Origin of the sequence: Pseudomonas zhanjiangensis (genome assembly GCF_041027545.1) — a bacterium.
GTDB classification, from domain to species: domain Bacteria; phylum Pseudomonadota; class Gammaproteobacteria; order Pseudomonadales; family Pseudomonadaceae; genus Aquipseudomonas; species Aquipseudomonas zhanjiangensis.
The window spans coordinates 62685-81692 of record NZ_JBFTEG010000002.1 but is presented as its reverse complement, the minus strand read 5'-3'; the positions used below and the strand labels follow the sequence as shown (position 1 = coordinate 81692).

General features: G+C 67.9%; 13 protein-coding genes and 1 pseudogene. 5 read left to right on the top strand and 9 right to left on the bottom strand.

The annotated features are described in order from the left end of the window. Positions 1-39: 39 nt before the first annotated feature. Both AB5S05_RS02910 and AB5S05_RS02905 read right to left on the bottom strand, forming a co-directional pair. Positions 40-1044, bottom strand: a complete 1005-nt coding sequence (locus AB5S05_RS02910; RefSeq protein WP_369285931.1) for an ABC transporter substrate-binding protein — start codon at positions 1042-1044, stop codon at positions 40-42. Beyond that, entirely contained in the window at positions 1041-3869 is a 2829-nt protein-coding gene (locus tag AB5S05_RS02905; protein ID WP_369285930.1) for an MFS transporter, read from the bottom strand. The genes AB5S05_RS02910 and AB5S05_RS02905 overlap by 4 nt, the downstream gene beginning before the upstream one ends. Before the next feature lie 173 nt (positions 3870-4042). Here AB5S05_RS02905 and AB5S05_RS02900 point away from each other — a divergent pair. Then, positions 4043-4183: pseudogene (locus AB5S05_RS02900) on the top strand (acetoacetate decarboxylase (ADC)); the annotation flags it as partial. A gap of 13 nt (positions 4184-4196) precedes the next feature. Here the strand turns inward: AB5S05_RS02900 and AB5S05_RS02895 are convergent. The 5 genes from AB5S05_RS02895 to metR form a co-directional block, all read right to left on the bottom strand. After that, complete coding sequence (locus AB5S05_RS02895) at positions 4197-7349, bottom strand: efflux RND transporter permease subunit (RefSeq protein WP_369285929.1); 3153 nt, start codon at positions 7347-7349, stop codon at positions 4197-4199. A 1-nt stretch (position 7350) separates the two neighbouring features. Then, the gene (locus AB5S05_RS02890; protein ID WP_369285928.1) at positions 7351-8433 is read right to left on the bottom strand and encodes an efflux RND transporter periplasmic adaptor subunit; all 1083 of its coding nucleotides are present in this window, start codon (positions 8431-8433) and stop codon (positions 7351-7353) included. 6 nt (positions 8434-8439) lie between these two features. Then, a complete protein-coding gene (locus AB5S05_RS02885) occupies positions 8440-9084 on the bottom strand; it encodes a TetR/AcrR family transcriptional regulator (protein WP_369285927.1) in 645 nt (214 codons plus the stop codon). 151 nt (positions 9085-9235) lie between these two features. Beyond that, the gene (locus AB5S05_RS02880; RefSeq protein ID WP_369285926.1) at positions 9236-9676 is read right to left on the bottom strand and encodes a hypothetical protein; all 441 of its coding nucleotides are present in this window, start codon (positions 9674-9676) and stop codon (positions 9236-9238) included. 138 nt (positions 9677-9814) lie between these two features. After that, positions 9815-10741, bottom strand: a complete 927-nt coding sequence (gene metR / locus AB5S05_RS02875; protein ID WP_369285924.1) for a transcriptional regulator MetR — start codon at positions 10739-10741, stop codon at positions 9815-9817. A 208-nt stretch (positions 10742-10949) separates the two neighbouring features. Between metR and metE the strand changes: the two genes are divergently transcribed. Both metE and AB5S05_RS02865 read left to right on the top strand, forming a co-directional pair. Beyond that, positions 10950-13247: a 5-methyltetrahydropteroyltriglutamate--homocysteine S-methyltransferase gene (metE, locus tag AB5S05_RS02870; RefSeq protein ID WP_369285923.1), complete on the top strand. Its 2298-nt coding sequence runs from the start codon at positions 10950-10952 to the stop codon at positions 13245-13247. Between the two features lie 138 nt (positions 13248-13385). After that, on the top strand, positions 13386-14375 hold the full coding sequence (locus tag AB5S05_RS02865) for an alpha/beta fold hydrolase (RefSeq protein WP_369285922.1): 990 nt from the start codon (positions 13386-13388) through the stop codon (positions 14373-14375). Between the two features lie 68 nt (positions 14376-14443). Here the strand turns inward: AB5S05_RS02865 and glpD are convergent, their stop codons facing one another. Continuing rightward, positions 14444-15985, bottom strand: a complete 1542-nt coding sequence (gene glpD / locus AB5S05_RS02860; protein ID WP_369285921.1) for a glycerol-3-phosphate dehydrogenase — start codon at positions 15983-15985, stop codon at positions 14444-14446. 157 nt (positions 15986-16142) lie between these two features. Beyond that, complete coding sequence (locus AB5S05_RS02855; protein WP_369285919.1) at positions 16143-16904, bottom strand: DeoR/GlpR family DNA-binding transcription regulator; 762 nt, start codon at positions 16902-16904, stop codon at positions 16143-16145. Positions 16905-17000: 96 nt separating this feature from the next. Between AB5S05_RS02855 and ybaK the strand changes: the two genes are divergently transcribed. Then, complete coding sequence (gene ybaK, locus AB5S05_RS02850; RefSeq protein ID WP_369285918.1) at positions 17001-17471, top strand: Cys-tRNA(Pro) deacylase; 471 nt, start codon at positions 17001-17003, stop codon at positions 17469-17471. Between the two features lie 29 nt (positions 17472-17500). Further along, on the top strand, positions 17501-18988 hold the full coding sequence (gene glpK / locus AB5S05_RS02845) for a glycerol kinase GlpK (protein WP_369285917.1): 1488 nt from the start codon (positions 17501-17503) through the stop codon (positions 18986-18988). The last annotated feature ends 20 nt before the right edge of the window (positions 18989-19008 follow it).

The following is a 19008-nucleotide window of genomic DNA, read 5'->3' as shown; positions in this document are numbered from 1 at the left end:
ACGGAACGGCAGCCTTTTTGTTGCCGCCCGCTCAGCCCATCATTCGACCTTTTCGACAAACTGCAGGAACTCGACCGGGGGATAGCGGTTGAGCGCCTTGGCCACGCGCATGTTGACCAGATAGGCGAACTCTTCCATTGCCAGCACCGGGAGCTTGCCCGGCGCGACCCGGTCCACCAGGATGCGTCGCACTTGCTCAGCGGCCAGCCTGCCGACATCGTAGTCGCGCGCGGCAACCGACATCAGCGCCTGGGACGACGACACCATGTGCTCGTAGGGGGTGAGCACCGGGATGCCGGCGGCGACGGCCGCGCCGGTGAAGCGATCGGACTGTTTCTCCAGGAAGGCGCTGGAGCCGAGGTAGATGAACTGCACCCCTTTTGCCTTGAGCGCCTGGATGCCCCGTTCTATCGTGTCCGGGTCCGGGCTGCCATCGGCCAAGGTGCCGAGCGGTTCGGTATCCAGGGTGAAACCGAGGCTATCGGTCAGCGCGCGAACCTCCTCGACCTTGTTCACGGAGTTGGGGGTCTGGGTCTCGAACAGCATGCCCAGATGGTCGAAGGTCGGCAGGTAGCGCCGCATGCTCTTGATGTTCACGCTTTCCGGCACCCGGTTGCGCGTCCCCGTGACGTTTGCGCGGCCGGTATGTTCATAGCTTTCGATGATGTTCGAACCCACCGGGTCGGCGACCACGGTGAAGACTACTGGGATGTCGTTGAGGAACTTGGGGTCGTCCCTTTCGGCCAGGGTGCCGACGATGCCCAGCGTCGCGCTGGTTCCCCAGGTGAGCACGAGGTCCATCTTTTCGCGGCGGGCCTGCTCGACGAACAGGGGCAGTTTGGCCTTGTCCTGCGCCGCGTCCATGACCACGAAATCCGCCTCGAGACCCTGGGCCGCGATCGAGTCCTGCACGCCGCGGCAGACTTCCTCGCAGCCGATCCACACCACCATGCCGATCTTCATGTTGGCCTCGGCGGCGGGGGCGCCGCCGAGCGTTAGCAGCGCCGCCAACGCGGCTGCGACAAGCATTTTTGTCTGCATCATGCACTCCTCCCCGACATTGCTCCGTGGCTTGCGAGCAGGCGGAGCAGAATGAACAGACCCGCGCCGGCAAGCACCAGGATGCCGATAAGGCCCACTGCGCCAGCATAGCCCAAGGCGTCGGCGAGCCAGCCAACCAACACCAGGCCAGCGATGGCGCCGCCGCGCTCGATCACGCGAATGGTGCCGAGCACGGCGCTGGTGCCCAGGTCGCGCAGCGGCCCCTCGGCGGCATCCATCACCAGCGCGGTCTGCGGGCCGCCGGCGAGCCCGAGGGCCGCACCGCAGGCGACGGCCGCGAGGGTGGTCAGCCAGATGGCGGGCAGCAGTGACGAAGCCAGCAAGGCCGTGCCGGCCACCACCGAGCAGAACACCAGCAGAAGCCCCGGTGCGGCGAGCCCGCTTGGCAGCCGATGCTGTGCATAGCCGCCGACAATCATGGCCAGGAAGAAGTACATCATCACCCTGGCGATCTCGGAGATGCTCGCTCCTGCGGCATCCATCCGCAGGGTCAGCAGATAGGAGATGAACACATGGTCGATGATTGCCAGCGGGATCACGCTGCCCAGCGCCACCGCCGCGAAGGCCGCGCTGCGCATCGGCGCCAGGACATTGAAGGAGATCGGCTCCGGCGTGTCGTCGGTCGCCGCTGCAGCCCGGTGCGCCCTTCGCGTGGGCGGCACCATCCGCCACAGCAGCACGGCGGCGATGATCGAGAGCAGTGCGCAGATGGCGAACACCGGCCGCTGGCCAAGGCGGTCGGCGAGGATGCCACCGAGGGCGGTGGCGGCAAACACCCCGCTGAACAGGGTAGCCCGGAACAGGCTGATCGAGCGCGACCTGTCGGCCTTGGGCAACATGTCCAGCACGTAGTCCTGGCAGGCCAGCGAGGCCAGGACGAAGGCGAGGCCGTTGATGCCGCTGTAGAGGACCACCTCGCCTATGCCCTGGGCGAAATACAGGCCGATTTTCGCCGCGAAGGTCGAGAGCGCGGCGCAGACGAACAGCTGGCGATAGCCGAGCCGCTTTCCGAGTGGCCTGGCGATGGGCGCGCCGAGCAGGGCCGCGCCCAGGTAGGTGGCCAATGGCAGGCCGATGGCCAGGCCTTCGCCCAGCCAGGGAAAGGGGTTCTCCTGCGCCCGGGCGAACAGGGAAAAGAACGAGAGGGGCAGCTCGTCGGCCATGGCGAACAGGAACAGCGGCAGGCGCACGTCCGTCAGACTGCAGAAGCGCAGGAGGGCGGGGGGCTGCCCCGCAATCGAGGTCCCCGTCTTGCTCACCGGGCCTTGGCAGCCCGGCGGCGCATCGCCCGCGCGATAGCGCTGCGCCACCGCGGCGTTCAGCTGTTCGGCCCGCTCGGACAGGCGCTGCCCCAGCCTGTCGATCAGGCCGCGGCCATGGACGACGAGGCGTTTCGAGAAGTCGCCGGCGGCCTGCAGTTCGGTCAAGTGCAGGAGGCGATCCAGCGGCCCGCTTATGGACTGGCTCATCATCACGACGATGAGCTCGAAGCAGAACAGTACGATGACGAGCAACACCACGACCAGGTCGATCACCAGGTCGAGAAATTGTCTGGCGGCGTAATCGGCGTCGTTGCCGGTCACCACGGCCCCTATGGTCTTGCCGGCGACGGCAATGGGAAACACCGCCGACGGGCTGCGTTGTGGGTCGGGCCTGTCGCCGACCTCCAGCACCGGCCGGTCGCCGAGCACCGCGAAGTAAGAGATCTCGGGAAAATCTGCGCGTAGATGCTCCAGGTACTCGGCCGCACCGGCCAGTGCGGTGAGGGGCACGCCCGCTTCGACGGAGCGCTGGATGTCGGCACTGGCGATGGCGCCGATCAGTTGCGTGCGGCGCTCGAGCTCCGGGCGGAACGAGTCGTTGATACTCAGGTAGGCCACCGCCCCCAGCAGCACGGCACTGCCGAGGCTGAGGGCGAGTACTATCGGGGTCAGGCTACGGGCGACGCGGCGCGTTGCCGTGCGCTCGGGCAGCCCGACCAGCAGGGTCTCCCGGGGGCCGCTCAGTGGCGCTAAACCGCGGGGTTCCGCCATGCCAAGCGCGAGGAGAACCCGACGGTAGCGGGCCGAGGCCGCGTCGAGCCGCTCACTCAGGCTCTCGATGGCAAGGGCGATGGAGGCGCGGCCGGTCCGGCCTGTTGCCGCCGCCGGGGGCTCGGTCGACGGCGCGGCGGGCGTCCCTTCCAGCTGCCCCAGGGCCTGCTCGATACGCCCTAGGGCGGCGGTCACGCCGCCCACGCGCATGCGCACGGCCAGGTACGCCAGGCCCGCGAATAACAGGGTGATGACCAGCGCCGCCCAACCGATGCTGCGGGCGACGGCACGGCTGCGGGTGGCGAGTTCGGCCTTGGGGTAGACCGCGAATATGCCGGCGATCGGCTCTCCCGCGTCGTTCCTGATCGAGGCGCCGCTGATGAGCTCGCCGGCCGTCTCGATGCCCCAGCGCTCGCTGGCTTCGCGCGCCTGGACCTCGAGCACGTCGCGCGGAACCCTGGCGGGCGCGTAGATACCAGTCCGCTCGACGATGATTCCCGCAGGGCTGAAGAGAACGACGCCCCGAATGGCGGGATCGCTCTCCAGCGCCCGCTCCAGCAACGCACGCTTGTTGCGCATCATCGACACCGGCAGGCCGAGCTCGACCACCGAGCGAAACGGGCGTGCCGTGGCCTCGACGGTCACGGCGAGGCGCTGGCGAATCAGCTGGGAGAGGAGCGCGTCATGCTGGAGTATCGCCAGGACCGCTAATACGGACATCGTGGTGGCAATCACTCCCGCCAACGCCATCCAGATGCGACCAATCAGGGACATCAGGCGTACTCCCTTGTGCGGCGGAGAGGATGCCGGGAGCGCACGTTCCTCTGTGCTGAGAATGCGGGGCTTGAGCAAGAGTCTAGCAATGCCTAGCCGCCCTGCCGTGCAGCGCTGGGCTCGGCCTGACTGATGGGTTGGATGCTGCGCGTCGCGGCCGCGCCGTTACGGTTTCGCCGAACTTCTATTACCGCAATGGCAGGGTGACGGCGGTCTTCACCGCGGAGCTGGACAGGTTGCCGGCGCTGATGCCCGCCACGCTGCTGGAGCACGTCCAGCCGCTGCAGGTGTTGCACGGCCGCCGCGTTGCCGCGGCGGCGCAGGGGCTCACTGCTCGGCAGTGCTGCCCAACTTGCGCTTGCCGGGATGCGTCGCGAGCAGGTGCTCCGGCAGGTCGAGCAGGTCGTCGGCAAAGGTTTCCAGCGGTTCCGGCCGGCGCTCGAAGCGCGCCCCCAGCACCAGCAGGCAGGGAGTCAGCAACAGGGTCAGCACGGTGGCGAAGACCAGGCCGCCGGCGATGGTGCTGGACAGCTGGGTCCACCATTGGGTCGAGGGGGCGCCTATGCCCAGGCTCGGGGTCAGCAGGTCGACGTTGACCCCGATGACCATCGGCACCAGGCCGAGCACCGTGGTCACCGCGGTCAGCAGTACCGGGCGCAGGCGCAGGCTGCCGGTCTCCAGGGCCGCCTCGCGCGGTGCCAGGCCCTGGCGGCGCAGCTGGTTGTAGGTGTCGATGAGGATGATGTTGTTGTTGACCACGATGCCGGCCAGGGCGATCAGGCCCATGCCGACCATGACGATGCCGAACGACTGGCCGGTGACCAGCAGGCCGACCAGCACTCCGGCGGTGGACAGCACTATGGCTGAAAGCACCAGCATGGCCTGGTACAGGCTGTTGAACTGGGTCACCAGGATCAGGGTCATGAGGAAGATCGCCACGCCGAAGGCGGTGGCCAGGAACACAGCGGCCTCGCGCTGGTCGGCGTCCTCGCCGGCGAACTTCAGCTGCACGTCTTCGGGCAGCTCGCCCATGGCCTTGCGCAACGCCTGCAGACGCTCGTCCAGGCGGGCGCCTTCGGCCAGCTCGGCCTGCAGGGTGATGGTGCGGTTGCCGTCGACCCGGCGCAGGGTGCCGACCTTGGGCCCCGGTTCCAGGCTGACGAAGTTGCTCAGCGGTACCTGGCCGCTGGGCGTACTCAGGGTCAGACGGCCGAGCTGGTCGAGCGAACGCCAGTCGGCGGGCAGGCGCACGCGGATGTCCACTTCGTCGCTGGCGTCTTCGGGGCGGTAGGTCGCCAGCTTCAGGCCGTTGGTGACCATCTGCACGGCATTGCCCACGCTCAGCACGTCGGCGCCGAAGCGCGCGGCCGCCTCGCGGTCGACCTTCAGCCGCCACTCGATGCCGGGCAGGGCGCGGTCGTCCTCGATGTCCTTGAAGCCGCCGAGGCGTTGCATGGTGGCGCGCAATTGCTCGACCCAGTGCGCCGACTTGGCCGGATCCAGCGAGCTGATCTGCAGTTTCACCGGTTTGCCGCCGCTCGGGCCCTCTTCCTGTTTGCGGAACTCCAAGACGATCCCGGGGATGTCGGCGGTACGCGCCTGCATGTCGGCGAGAATCCGGCTGGCCGGGCGGCGCTGGTGCCAGTCGACGAACTGGAACTGCAGGGTGCCGACCACGTCGGCGCCGAGCTGGCCGTCCGGCTGGGCCAGCGAGCGGGCATACAGCGCCTTGACCTCGCTCATGCCGAGCAGGCGCTGCTCCACCTGCTGGAGCAGGGCGTCCTTCTCCTGCACGGACAGGTCACCGCGGGCGCGCAGCCAGATCTGCGCACTTTCCGGCTCGACTTCGGGAAAGAACTCCACGCCATGGTTGAAGCGACCGTAGCCGGTGTAGATCAGCGCGATCAGCGCGAGCATGCCGAGCAGGGTCAGGCCCGGGCGGCGCAGCAGCTTGCCCAGCAGCCGCCGATAACCCCGGGCGCCGCGGCCGGGGCGCTCGGGCAGCGGCAGCGGGCGACCGCCGCTGACCGCGCCGAGCACCGGCAGGAACACCAGGGCCATGGCCAGGGAGGCGAGCAGGCAGAGGATCACCGTGGCCGGCAGGTACTTCATGAACTGGCCGACCACCCCGGGCCAGAACAGCAGCGGCAGGAATACCACCAGGGTGGTGGCGGTGGAGGCGATTACCGGCCAGGCCATCCGCGTCGCCGCGTTGGCCCAGGCCTGGCGGGCGTTCTGGCCCTGATGCAGGTTGCGATCGGCCAGCTCGGAGACGACGATGGCGCCGTCCACCAGCATCCCGGCCACCAGGATCAGGCTGAACAGCACCACGATATTGAGGGTGAAGCCGAGCATCCAGATCAGCAGGATGCCGGTGAGGAAGGCGCCGGGAATGGTCAGGCCGACCAGCAGCGCCGAGCGCAGGCCCATGCTGGCGACCACCAGGATCAGCACCAGGACGATGGCGGTCAGCACGTTGTTGAGCAGGTCGCCGAGCATGTTCTCGACCTCCTGCGACTGATCCATGATGTAGCTGACCTGCAGCCCCTCCGGCAGCAGCGGCCGGGCCTGGGCGAGCAGCGCCTTGACCTGCTCGATGGTGGCGATGATGTTGGCGCCGCTGCGCTTGGACACTTCCAGGACGATGGCCGGCTGGCCGTTGATCCGCGCGTAGCCGGTGGGGTCTTTGAAGGTGCGGTGAATGGTCGCCACGTCGGCGAAGGTCACCACGCTGCCCGCCACCACCTTGATCGGCATCGACAGCATATCCTCGAGGTCCTCGATCACCCCCGGCACCTTCATGCTCAGGCGGCCGGCGCCGGTGTCCAGGCTGCCGGCGGCGACCAGGCGGTTGTTGCGACTGACCAGGTTGAACAGCTCGGTGTAGTCGATGCCATAGCTGTCCAGCACCTGAGGATCGACGACGATCTCCAGCAGGTCCTCACGGTCGCCGCCGACCTCCACCGAGAGCACCTCGGCGATGCCCTCGATGTGGTCCTTCAGGCGCCGCGCCACATAGACCAGCTCGGTTTCCGCGATCGGGCCGGACAGGCCGACCGACAGCACCGGGAACAGCGCCACGTTGACCTCGTTGACCGTGGGTTCGTCGGCCTCGTCCGGCAGCTTGCTGCGCGCGGTATCGACCTTCTCGCGCACGTCGGCCAGGGCCTGCTTGGCGTTGAAGCCGGCGTCGAACTCCAGGGTCACCGAGGCATGGCCCTCGCTGGCCATCGAGCGCATCTCCTTGATCCCTTCCAGGCTGCGCAGCTCCTGCTCCAGCGGCCTGACCAGCAGGCGCTCGGCGTCTTCCGGGGCGATGCCCTCCAGACTCACCGAGACGTAGATGATCGGGATGCTGACGTCCGGGTTGGATTCCTTGGGGATGGCCACATAGGCGGCCAGCCCGCCGATGATCAGGAAGGCCAGCAGCAACAGGCTGGTGCGGCTGCGGTCCAGGGCCGCGGCGATCAGGGCGTGCATCTCAGCTGCCCCCTTCGGTCGGTTGCGCCAGCACCTGCTGGCCAGGCCCGACGAAGCCCTGGCCGAGGGTGATCAGCGCCACCCGCGGCGGCAGACCGCCGACCCAGGCGCCCTGGTTGTCGACGCTGAGCAGCTCGACCGGGGTGAACTCGACCCGCTGTTCGTCGTTGACCCACTTGACTCCCTGGCGGCCGGCCTCATCCAGGCTCAGCAGGGCGGGGGAAAGGCGGTGGGCCATGGCCTCGCCGGTACTGATCTGCAGCGTCGCGCTGGCGCCCGCCAGGCGCAGGTAATCGGGGTTGGCCACCTTGACCTCGACGCGGAAGCTGCGTGAGCCCGGGTCGGCCGCGGCGGCGATGAAATGCAGTTCGCCCTGCAATTCGCGGCCGTCGAGCAGCTGCACGCGCACCGGCTGGCCGAGGCGCAGCGCGCGGACCTGCTGCTGGGCTATCTGCGCGCTGACCTTGAGCTGGCCGACATCGACCAGGGTCAGCAGGCTCTGTCCGGGTTGGACGAAGTCGCCCAGCTCGACCCGGCGGTCGTCATAGACGCCGGCGAATGGCGCGAGTATCTGCGTGTGGCCCAGCTGCAGGCGGGCGCTGTCCAGCTCGGCGCGGGCCTTGGCCAACTCGTTTTCCAGGCGGATCAGCTCGTTGGCGGACAACAGGTTGCGCTCGCGCAGGCGCCGGGCCGAGTTGACGTCGGTCTCGCGCTGGCGCACATCGGCCTCGCCGCGGGCGACCTGGGCCGGACGGTCGTCGGCGGACAGGCTCAGCAGCCGCTGGCCGGCTGCGACCCGGCTGCCCTTATCCTGATCCAGGCGGATCACGCTGGCGCTGACCTGGGCGCGCAACTCGACCCGGCGCCAGGCTTCGATCTGGCCCTGGACCACCAGGTGCCGCTGCATCGGGCTGGCCTCCAGCCACTGGATCTCGACCTTCGCCAGGCCCGGCGCGGCCACCGGATGATCGGCACTGGCCTCCTCCCGGGCGCGGAACAGCGAGCCGCTGAGCAGCCAGATCAGCAGCAGGACGGCAATCGCAATGGCGATCAGCCAGGGACGTTTGGATAGTTGGCTCAGCATGGTCGGTTACTCACTCGTCCTAAGGGAGTCGGCCTGTCCACGCAGGCCGGCGATGATGAAGTCGGTGACGCGGTCGAGGTAGTCGCTCAGGGCGATCGGCTCGGCCCAATGCACGAAGCCGCCGGAGGCAATGCGTGCCATCACCCCGTTGACGCTGGCCTCCACGCCCCACAGCAGGTACTGGGAGTCGGCCGCGGTCAGGCCATGCTGGCCGAGCGTGCCTTCCAGCAGCTCGCCGAAGAACCTCCGGTACTCGCCTTCCAGCGCCTGGAACTGCTCGCGGTAGGGCGCCTCCAGGCGCTCCTGGAATGCGGGCCTGTCGCAGTGCTGACACAGCTGCGCCTGCACCGGGTCGGCGAGCATCTGCTCGAACGCCCGACGGATGACTTGGCGCATGGCCTGTTCGGCTGGCAGCGCGGCATGCAGGGCGCGCAACTCGGCGAGCTGCTCGTGGGAGCAGTCCAGCACCAGTTGGGCGTAGAGCGCTTCCTTGCTGGGAAAATGCTTGTACACCGTACCCTTGCCGATGCCTGCCTGGATCGCCACTTCGGCGATGGTCACCCGGTCCCAGGGTTGCTCGCGGAACAATTGGCGGGCGGCGGCGAGGATGGCGGCTTGGCGTTGCTGGAACAGCTGATCTTGGTAGCGCATGAGGCAGGGCCGGAGAAAGTGTGACCAGTGGTCATGCTATGACCGCTGGTCACGACGGGCAAGTGCGCAGATGTAACGGGCTTTGCCGAACACCGCGCCGGGTGCTACCGGGCCTGGACGAAGTGAGGGGCAGGCGTTTGCTGAGCTGGTATCAGCGGGCCTGGTTCTGCAGCATCTGATCCATCATCTGCAGCATGTTCTGCATGTTCTGGTGCATTTCCCCCAGGCATTGCTGTTGCATGGCCTCGTCCTTGGCCATCGGGCAGCGACTCTGCTGCATCTGCTGGTTCATCATCCCCATCTGCGAGCGCAAGGCCTGGCGGTGCTCGTGGCGGATTTTCTGGCGCTCCTCGGGGTTGGTGGTGTTGTGCATCTGCTCCATCATTTCCTGCATCTTGGACATGTCCATCATGCCCATGCCTTGTCCCATACCCATGCCCATGCCCATGCCCATGTCGTGGCCCATGGGCATGCCTTGCTGGTTCTGCGCCTGCTGTCCGGACTGCTGCGTGTCGTGGGCGAAGGCCGGGACGGCCAGCAGTGTGCCGGCCAGGGCGAGGGCAGTCAGGGACTTGTAGGTGAGGTTTCTCATGCTGGTTCTCCTGCGAGGGGCGTTGACTGCTTGGATTAAAGCCCCGCAGGGGGCGCTGGCCATTGATCCAGATCATTCCGGGAGGTCGGTCCGGGATGGCTGGCTGTTGGCTGGCGCAGCGGCGATCCGCGCACTTCTTCAGCGGCTCTTGGCCGCCGCGCTGACGCCTTCGAGGGTGGCGAAGGAGGTGTCCTTGGCGGTCAGCAGGAAGTCACGCATGAAGGGCGAGTCGAGCATGTCGGTGCGAATGCCGGCATAGAGGGTGGCGAACAGGCCCTTGTCGCCCAGGCGCTTGGCGGTCACGTAGCCGCGCGAGCTGTACTCGTGCAGCGCCCAGTTGGGCAGGCCGCAGACGCCGCGGCCGCTGGCCACCAGCTGCATCATCATCACCGTCAGCTCCGAGGTGCGGACCTGGGCCGGCTCGACGTCGGCCGGTTCGAGGAAGCGGGTGAAGATGTCCAGGCGGTCGCGCTCCACCGGGTAGGTGATCAGGGTTTCGCTGGCCAGGTCCTCCGGCACTATGAAGGGCTTGCTGGCCAGGCGGTGCTGATTGGCCACGGCGAGCATGGCCTCGTAGGTGAACAGCGGCACATAGGTGATGCCGGCCAGCTCCAGCGGATCTGAGGTCACCACCAGGTCCAGGTCGCCGCGGGCCAGGGCCGGCAGCGGGGCGAACGAGAAGCCCGAGGCCAGGTCCAGCTCCACCTCCGGCCAGGCGTCGCGGAACTGGTCGATGGTCGGCATCAGCCACTGGAAGCAGCTGTGGCACTCGATCGCCATGTGCAGGCGGCCGGCGGTGCCCCCGGCCAGGCGCGCCAGGTCGCGCTCGGCGCCGCGCAGCAGTGGCAGCACCGCGTCGCACAGCTGCAGCAGGCGCAGCCCGGCGCTGGTGAAGCGCAGCGGCTTGGTCTTGCGCACGAACAACTGCATGCCCAGGCGCTCCTCCAGCTCCTTGAACTGGTGCGACAGCGCCGACTGGGTCAGGTGCAGGCGTTCGGCGGCCTCCACCAGGCTGTCGCATTCGCGCAGGGCATGGAGGGTTTTCAGGTGGCGGACTTCGAGCATGGCAGGCCTCTGGGTAGGGTGGATCGGGGCGCGTAGCTGACGCCTCACCCATCCACCACGGCGGCGATGTTGCCCATGGTGGATGAGAGAACCGCCATCCACCCTACATGAGAAAAATTTAAGTTCAAGGCGAATAGGTTGAGTTTGTCTCACCATTGGTGTCCGTCGAGAATGCTCGCCATCAACTGCACATATGGAGCAATTCGACATGGCCCTGTCCCATTCCCTGGGTTTTCCGCGCATCGGCCGCGACCGTGAACTGAAGAAGGCCCTGGAAGCCCACTGGCGTGGCGAGCTGGACAAAGCCGGCCTGCGCGCGGTCGGTCGCGAGCTGCGCGCCGCCCACTGGCAGCTGCAGAAGGACGCCGGCCTCGAGCTGCTGCCGGTCGGCGACTTCGCCTGGTACGACCAGGTGTTGAGCCACTCGCTGATGTTCGGTGCGATTCCCGAGCGCTTCCGCCCGGCCGACGACCAGCCGAACCTGGATACCCTGTTCGCCATGGCCCGCGGCGCCGGTTCGGGCTGCTGCGGTGGTGGCCATGCCCAGGAGCTGACCAAGTGGTTCGACACCAACTACCACTACCTGGTCCCGGAGTTCACGGTCGACCAGCGCTTCCAGCTCAGCTGGGAGCAGCTGTTCGAGGAGGTCGAGCAGGCCCATGCCCTCGGCCACCGGGTCAAGCCGGTGCTGATCGGGCCGCTGACCTATCTGTGGCTGGGCAAGGTCAAGGGCGCCGGTGCAGAGGGCTTCGACAAGCTCGAGTTGCTCGAGCGACTGCTGCCGGTCTACGGCGAGATCCTCGGACGCCTGGCCGCCCTGGGCGTGGAATGGGTGCAGATCGACGAGCCGATCCTCGGCCTGGACCTGCCCCAGGACTGGAAGAACGCCTTCGAGCGCGGCTATCACCTGCTCCAGCATGCACCGCTGAAGAAGCTGGTGGCCTGCTATTTCAGCGGCCTGGAGGACAACCTCGGCCTGGCCGTCGGCCTGCCGGTGGATGGCCTGCATGTCGACCTGGTGCGTGCCCCCGAGCAGTATCCGATCGTGCTCGACCGCCTGCCGACCTACAAGGTGTTGTCACTCGGCGTGGTCAATGGCCGCAACATCTGGCGCTGCGACCTGGACCAGGCCCTGGAGGTGCTGCGCCATGCCCACGAGCGCCTGGGCGAGCGCCTGTGGGTGGCGCCCTCCTGCTCGCTGCTGCACAGCCCGGTGGACCTGGCCCGTGAGGACCAGCTGGACGCCGAACTCAAGGGCTGGCTGGCCTTCGCCGTACAGAAGTGCGCAGAAGTCGCCGTGCTCGCCCGCGCCCTGGACGATCCCGAGGCCGCCCCGGTGCAGGCGGCCCTTGCCGCCAGCCGCGCGGTGCGGGCCAGCCGCGCCGCTTCGCCGCGTATCCACAACCCGGCGGTACAGGCGCGCCTGGAGGCCATCACGGCGGCCGACAGCCAGCGCCAGTCGCCTTTCGCCGAGCGCATCGAGCGTCAGCGCGCGCGCCTGCAGCTGCCGGCCTGGCCCACCACCACCATTGGCTCCTTCCCGCAGACCGCGGCCATCCGCCTGGCGCGCCAGGCCTTCAGGCAGGGCAAGCTGAGCCAGGCCGAATACACCGAGGCCATGCACAGCGAGATCCGTCATGCCGTCCAGGTCCAGGAAAACCTCGGGCTGGACGTGCTGGTGCACGGCGAGGCCGAGCGCAACGACATGGTCGAGTACTTCGCCGAGCAGCTCGACGGCTACGCCTTCACCCGCTTCGGCTGGGTGCAGAGCTACGGCTCGCGCTGCGTCAAACCGGCGCTGATCGTCGGTGACCTGAGCCGGCCGCGCGCGATGACGGTGGAGTGGATCCGCTACGCCCAGGGCCTCACCGGCAAGGTGATGAAGGGCATGCTCACGGGCCCCGTGACCATGCTGATGTGGTCCTTCCCTCGCGAGGATATCAGCCGCGAGGTGCAGGCGCGGCAGCTGGCCCTGGCGATCCGCGACGAGGTGCAGGACCTGGAAGCTGCCGGGATCAGGATCGTGCAGATCGACGAGGCTGCCTTCCGCGAGGGCCTGCCGTTGCGGAAGGCGCAGTGGCAGGGCTATCTGGACTGGGCCACCGAGGCCTTTCGCCTGTGCGCCTCGGGGGTGCGTGACGAGACCCAGATCCACACCCACATGTGCTACAGCGAGTTCAACGACGTGATCGAGTCCATCGCCGCGATGGATGCCGATGTGATCACCATCGAGACCTCGCGTTCGGACATGGAGCTGCTGGAGGCCTTCGAGACCTTCGACTACCCCAGCGAGATTGGCCCGGGCGTCTACGACATTCACTCGCCGCGGGTGCCGGACACCGGCGAGATGGTCAGGTTGTTGCGCAAGGCGGCCCGGCGCATCCCGGCCGGGCGCCTGTGGGTCAACCCCGACTGCGGATTGAAGACCCGCGCCTGGGCGGAGACCGAAGCGGCGCTGGTCAACATGGTCGCCGCGGCCCGGCAGTTGCGTGGCGAGTTGGCCTGACGCCATTCCCCCTTTCTCCTCGAGAGAGGGGGAGCTGCTCGGCAATATTCATCAAATTGTCACCTTGGTGTGGCAGCGCGCCCGACGAAATATCACCAAACTCGACGCTTAATGGGGTTCTGCGTTTCTGGTGTTTGCATGCGTACGTTGATTTTTCTCCTCGCCCTGCTGGGCGCCACCTCGGCCCTGGCCGCCGAGCGCTGCGATGCCCGGGTGGCGACCCGCACTGTGGCGGTGGGCGAGGTGCGCCTGGCCTATCAGAGCATCGGCCGCGCGAGCGATCCGGCGCTGCTGCTGGTCATGGGCCTGGGCGGTCAGCTGATCCACTGGCCGGACGAGGTGGTGGTGCGCCTGTGCGGGCAGGGCTTCCGGGTCATTCGTTTCGACAACCGCGATGTCGGCCTGAGCAGCTGGAGGCATGCCGCACCCTCGATCAACCTGGGCTACGAGGCCTTGCGCTATCGCCTCGGGCTGTCGGTATCGGCGCCCTATGGCCTGCGCGACATGGCCGGCGACGCCCTGGGCTTGATGGACGCGCTTGGCGTAGGCCGTTTTCATGTGCTCGGGGCCAGCATGGGCGGGATGATCGCCCAGCACCTGGCCGACCTGGCGCCGGCCCGCGTGCTCAGCCTGACCCTGATCATGACCAGCTCCGGCGCCGCGGGTCTGCCGGCGCCGAGTTCCGGGCTGCTTGCCCTGCTGGCGCGGCGCGAGGCGCCCAGCCGCGAGGTGGCCCTGGAGCAGCAGGCCGACCTGCTCGCCGCCCTCGGCAGCCCCGCGGTCCGCGATGACCGCGCCGGCCTGCTGCGCCAGGCCGCCGACGCCTATGACCGCGCCTTCAATCCCGAGGGTGTGGAGCGCCAGTTGCTGGCGATTCTCGCCGAACCGAGCCGGGTCGAGTTGCTCAACCGATTGCGGGTGCCGACCCTGGTGGTGCATGGCACCGCCGACCCCTTGCTGCCGGTGATGCACGGGGTGCATGTGGCCGCGCACATCCGTGGCAGCGAACTGAAGCTGATTCCCGGCCTGGCCCATCGCTTTCAGGAGGCCTTCAAGGAACCGCTGCTGGCGGCCGTGCTGCCTTACCTGCGAGCTCACCGCCAGACCGATCACTGGGCCCAGCTGTAATCGTTTACAGGCAAAAAAAGCCCCGCGTCTCGGGCGATCGGCGGGGCGAAGGGATAGGCAAGCGCTGATCAGGCGGCGTGGGCGTCTTCCGGGCTGTGCGGCGAGTGCAGGCGCAGGTAGCGATCCAGTTGCTGTTGCTGGCGGCTATTCATGAACAGCCCCAGCTTGGTCCGGCGCCAGAGTATGTCGGCGGCGTCCTGGGCCCACTCTTCCCGGCACAGGTAATCCACCTCGCGGCCATAGAGGCCCGCGCCCAGGTCCTCCCCGAGGTCTTCGAGGCACTCTACGTCTGCCAGCAGGCGCCAGCTGCGGCTGCCATAGCTGCTGGCCCAGCGCCGAGCCACTTGCGTCGGCAGCCAGGCGAAGCGCGCACACAGCGCCTCGACCAGGGCGCTGCGGCTGTCGAGCTGCTCGGCGCCCGGCAGCGGGCTGCTGGCGGTCCAGCTCGGGCCCATTTTCGGGAAGTGCGGGGCCAGCAGGGCCAGGGCCGACTCGGCGAGCTTGCGGTAGGTGGTCAGCTTGCCGCCGAACACCGACAGCAGTGGCGCCTCGCCCGGCTGGCCGGACAGCGCCAGGGTGTAGTCGCGGGTGATCGCCGAGGGCTCGTCGGACTCGTCATCGCATAGCGGGCGAACGCCGGCGTAGCTGTGGAGGATGTCGCCGCGTGCCAGCGGCTGCTTGAAGTGGGCGTTGACCACGCCCAACAAGTAGTCGATCTCCTCGTCGCTGATCGCCACCTTGGCCGGATCGCCCTGGTACTCGCGATCGGTGGTGCCGATCAGGGTGAAGCGCTCCAGGTAGGGAATGGCGAAGACGATGCGCCTGTCCTCGTTCTGCAGGATGTAGGCCTGTTCGCCGTCGAACAGCCTGGGCACGATGATGTGGCTGCCCTGAATCAGGCGGATGCCGTAGGGCGACTGCTGCTTGAGATCGTCGCGGATGAAGCGCGCGACCCAGGGGCCGGCGGCATTGACCAGGGTGCGGGCGCGAATCGAGTAGCGGCTGCCATCGTCGCGCTCCAGGTGGATATGCCACAGGCCTTTGCTGCGCCGCGCGCTGACGCAGCGGGTGCGGGTGTGCACGTGGGCGCCCTGCTCGCGGGCGGCCATGGCATTGAGTACCACCAGGCGGGCGTCGTCGACCCAGCAGTCGGAGTATTCGAAGCCGCGGCTGATCTCTGCCTTCAGTGGGCTGTCGGCGCCGAAGCGCAGGCTGCGCGAAGCCGGCAGCTGCTCGCGCTTGCCGAGGTGATCGTAGAGAAACAGGCCGGCGCGGATCATCCAGGCCGGGCGCAGGTGCGGGCGGTGCGGCAGGATGAAGCGCAGCGGCTTGACGATGTGCGGCGCCTTGGCCAGCAGCACCTCGCGCTCGGCCAGGGCCTCGCGCACCAGGCGGAACTCGTAGTGCTCGAGGTAGCGCAGGCCGCCGTGGATCAACTTGCTGCTGGCCGAGGAGGTGTGCTGGGCCAGGTCGTCCTTTTCGCAAAGGAACACGGACAGCCCGCGGCCGGCTGCATCGGCGGCAATCCCCACGCCATTGATGCCGCCGCCGACGACGGCCAGGTCGTAGACCTCGGCGACGGGCGCTGTGTGGTTGGGGCGAGTAGCCATGGCGGCACCTAAAGTCGAAAGTGAACGTGATTATGTTCGGTATCGAAAATAGCCTAGTCGAATGAACGCGTGACCGCCAGCCCCGGCGGCTATTTAGTTGCCGGGCACTTGGGGGAGGGACGGTCAGTGGGGAAGGGCGGCGGTGTGGCGGGAGGCGTCAGACCAGCTCCAGCTGGATCTCGTTTTCGTTCAGCAGGCGGCTGATGGCGGCGCCGGGCGGGGCGTCGGTGAAGACCCGGTCGACCAGGGTGATCGGGCCCAGGCGCACCACCGCGTTACGGCCGAACTTGCTCGAATCGGCAGCCAGGTAGACCTGGCGGGCGTTGCTGATGATCGCCTGGGAGACCCGTACCTCCTGGTAGTCGAAGTCGAGCAGGCTGCCGTCCTCCTCGTCTATCCCGCTGATGCCGAGCAGGGCGTAGTCGACCTTGAACTGCTGGATGAAGTCCACCGTCGCCTGGCCGACCACGCCGCCGTCGCTGCGTACCGTGCCGCCGGCCACCAGTACCTCGAAGTCCGCCTTGGCGCTGAGCTGCGCGGCCACATGCAGGTTGTTGGTGATCACCTTAAGGCCCGTGCGCTTGAGCAGTTCGCGGGCGATCGCCTCGGTGGTGGTGCCGATTGCGATGAACAGCGAGGCGTGGTCGGGGATGTGCGCGGCTATGGCTTCGGCGATGCGCTGCTTTTCCTCGCGCATCTGCCCGGCGCGCATGGCGTAGGCGGTGTTCTGGGTACTCGAGGCCTCGCTCGCCGCGCCGCCATGGGTGCGCCGCAGCAGGCCCTGCTCGGCCAGCTGGTTGATGTCGCGCCTGATGGTCTGCGGGGTGACGGCGAAGGCCTGGGCCAGTTCGTCGATACTGACGTAACCGCGCTCGCGGGCGAGGTTGAGAATGTCATGTTGGCGCGGCGCCAGGGTCATAGCGGGATCCTTGTGTTGCGCGACATTATAGGCTGTCGCGCGGCCCGTTTTCGGCTAAGGTACGCGAACTTTGCCAGATGATTTTCGCATTCGAACATGACACCTGCCATCGACCTGCTGAAGAAAGCCAAGGCTGTACACCAGGTGCACAGCTATGCGCATGATCCCAAGGCGGCTTCCTATGGCCTGGAGGCCGCGGAGAAACTAAAGCTGGACCCGCTGCGGGTGTTCAAGACCCTGCTGGCGGCCAGCGAGAAGGGCGAGTTGCTGGTCGCCGTGGTGCCGGTGGCCGGCAGTCTCGACCTCAAGGCGCTGGCCCTGGCCGCCGGGGTCAAGAAGGCCGAGATGGCCGAGCCGGGTGCCGCGCAGCGGGCCACCGGCTACCTGCTCGGCGGCATCAGCCCGCTGGGACAGAAGAAACGTCTGCGCACCTTTATCGACGCCTCCGCCCGGCAGTACCCGACCCTCTTCGTCAGCGCCGGGCGGCGTGGGCTGGAGGTGGAGCTGACGGCCGAGGTGCTGGCCCAGCACACCCAGGCGCAGTTCGCCGCCATCGGGCGCCCGTGATCCACACGCATAACAACAAGGAAATCCGCATGTCCAACTACCTGCTCGCCATCGACCAAGGCACCACCAGTAGCCGCGCCATCGTGTTCAGCCCCGAGGGTTTGCCGCTGGCCCGCGCGCAGCAGGAGTTCCGCCAGTTCTTCCCGCAGGATGGCTGGGTCGAGCACGACGGCGAAGAGATCTGGAGCAGCACCCTGCAGGTCTGCCGCCGGGCGCTGGAGGAAAGCGGCCTGGGCGCCGAGCAGATCGCCGCGATCGGCATCACCAACCAGCGCGAAACCACCCTGGTGTGGGACGCCGTCAGCGGCGCGCCTATCCATCCGGCCATCGTCTGGCAGGACAGGCGCACCGCCGACTACTGCGCCACGCTCAAGGCCGCCGGCCACGAGGCCATGGTCAGCGCCAAGACCGGTCTGTTGATCGATCCGTACTTCTCCGGCACCAAGCTGCGCTGGATCCTCGATCAGGTGCCCGGCGCCCGTGAGCGGGCCGAGCGTGGCGAACTGCGTTTCGGCACCGTCGACAGCTTCCTGCTATGGCGCCTGACCGGCGGCAAGGCGCATCGCACCGATGCGACCAACGCCTCGCGCACCCTGTTGTTCAATATCCATACCCAGCAGTGGGACCCGGAGTTGCTGGCGCTGCTGGAGATTCCGGTCAGCCTGTTGCCCGAGGTGCTCGACTGCGCCGCCGACTTCGGCACCTGTGAGGCCGAGCTGCTCGGCGCGCCGATTCCGGTGCTGGGCATGGCCGGCGACCAGCAGGCCGCGCTGATCGGCCAGGCCTGCTTCCAGCCGGGCATGGTCAAGAGCACCTACGGCACCGGCTGCTTCATGATCCAGAACACCGGCAGCACCCCGGTGACCTCGAAGAACCGCCTGCTGACCACCGTCGGTTACCGCCTCAATGGCGAGGTCACCTATGCGGTGGAGGGCAGCATCTTCGTCGCCGGCGCCGCGGTGCAGTGGCTGCGCGACGGCATCAAGCTGATCAGCCATGCCAGTGACTCCGAGGCGCTGGCCGAGCAGACCGGCGATGCCTGCGGGGTTTACCTGGTGCCGGCCTTCACCGGCCTCGGCGCGCCCTACTGGGACCCCAAGGCGCGCGGGGCCATCTTCGGCCTGACTCGCGACACCGGGATCAAGGAGATCGTCACCGCCGGCCTGCAGTCGGTCTGCTACCAGACCCGCGATCTGCTCGAGGCCATGCGCCAGGACGGCGCCGCGGCGCCCAGCGCGCTGCGGGTGGATGGCGGCATGGTGGTCAACAACTGGCTGATGCAGTTTCTCGCCGACATCCTCGGGGTGCCGGTGGAGCGCCCCGAGGTCACCGAGACCACGGCGCTCGGCGTGGCCTACCTGGCCGGACTCCAGGCCGGGATCTACCGCGACCTGGCGCAGATCGGCGGCCATTGGCAGCGTCAGCAGCGTTTCGAGCCGCGCATGCCCGACGAGCAGCGCGCCAAGCTCTACCTCGGCTGGCTGAATGCGGTGCAGCGGGTGCGTAGCGAGGGCTAGGTGCAGTCGCGGCGAACTGA

Coding starts and splice junctions, on each gene's coding strand:
- AB5S05_RS02910 (WP_369285931.1), bottom strand. CDS start 1,044: ATGATGCAGACAAAAATGCTTGTCGCAGCCGCGTTGGCGGCGCTGCTA.
- AB5S05_RS02905 (WP_369285930.1), bottom strand. CDS start 3,869: ATGTCCCTGATTGGTCGCATCTGGATGGCGTTGGCGGGAGTGATTGCC.
- AB5S05_RS02895 (WP_369285929.1), bottom strand. CDS start 7,349: ATGCACGCCCTGATCGCCGCGGCCCTGGACCGCAGCCGCACCAGCCTG.
- AB5S05_RS02890 (WP_369285928.1), bottom strand. CDS start 8,433: ATGCTGAGCCAACTATCCAAACGTCCCTGGCTGATCGCCATTGCGATT.
- AB5S05_RS02885 (WP_369285927.1), bottom strand. CDS start 9,084: ATGCGCTACCAAGATCAGCTGTTCCAGCAACGCCAAGCCGCCATCCTC.
- AB5S05_RS02880 (WP_369285926.1), bottom strand. CDS start 9,676: ATGAGAAACCTCACCTACAAGTCCCTGACTGCCCTCGCCCTGGCCGGC.
- metR (WP_369285924.1), bottom strand. CDS start 10,741: ATGCTCGAAGTCCGCCACCTGAAAACCCTCCATGCCCTGCGCGAATGC.
- metE (WP_369285923.1), top strand. CDS start 10,950: ATGGCCCTGTCCCATTCCCTGGGTTTTCCGCGCATCGGCCGCGACCGT.
- AB5S05_RS02865 (WP_369285922.1), top strand. CDS start 13,386: ATGCGTACGTTGATTTTTCTCCTCGCCCTGCTGGGCGCCACCTCGGCC.
- glpD (WP_369285921.1), bottom strand. CDS start 15,985: ATGGCTACTCGCCCCAACCACACAGCGCCCGTCGCCGAGGTCTACGAC.
- AB5S05_RS02855 (WP_369285919.1), bottom strand. CDS start 16,904: ATGACCCTGGCGCCGCGCCAACATGACATTCTCAACCTCGCCCGCGAG.
- ybaK (WP_369285918.1), top strand. CDS start 17,001: ATGACACCTGCCATCGACCTGCTGAAGAAAGCCAAGGCTGTACACCAG.
- glpK (WP_369285917.1), top strand. CDS start 17,501: ATGTCCAACTACCTGCTCGCCATCGACCAAGGCACCACCAGTAGCCGC.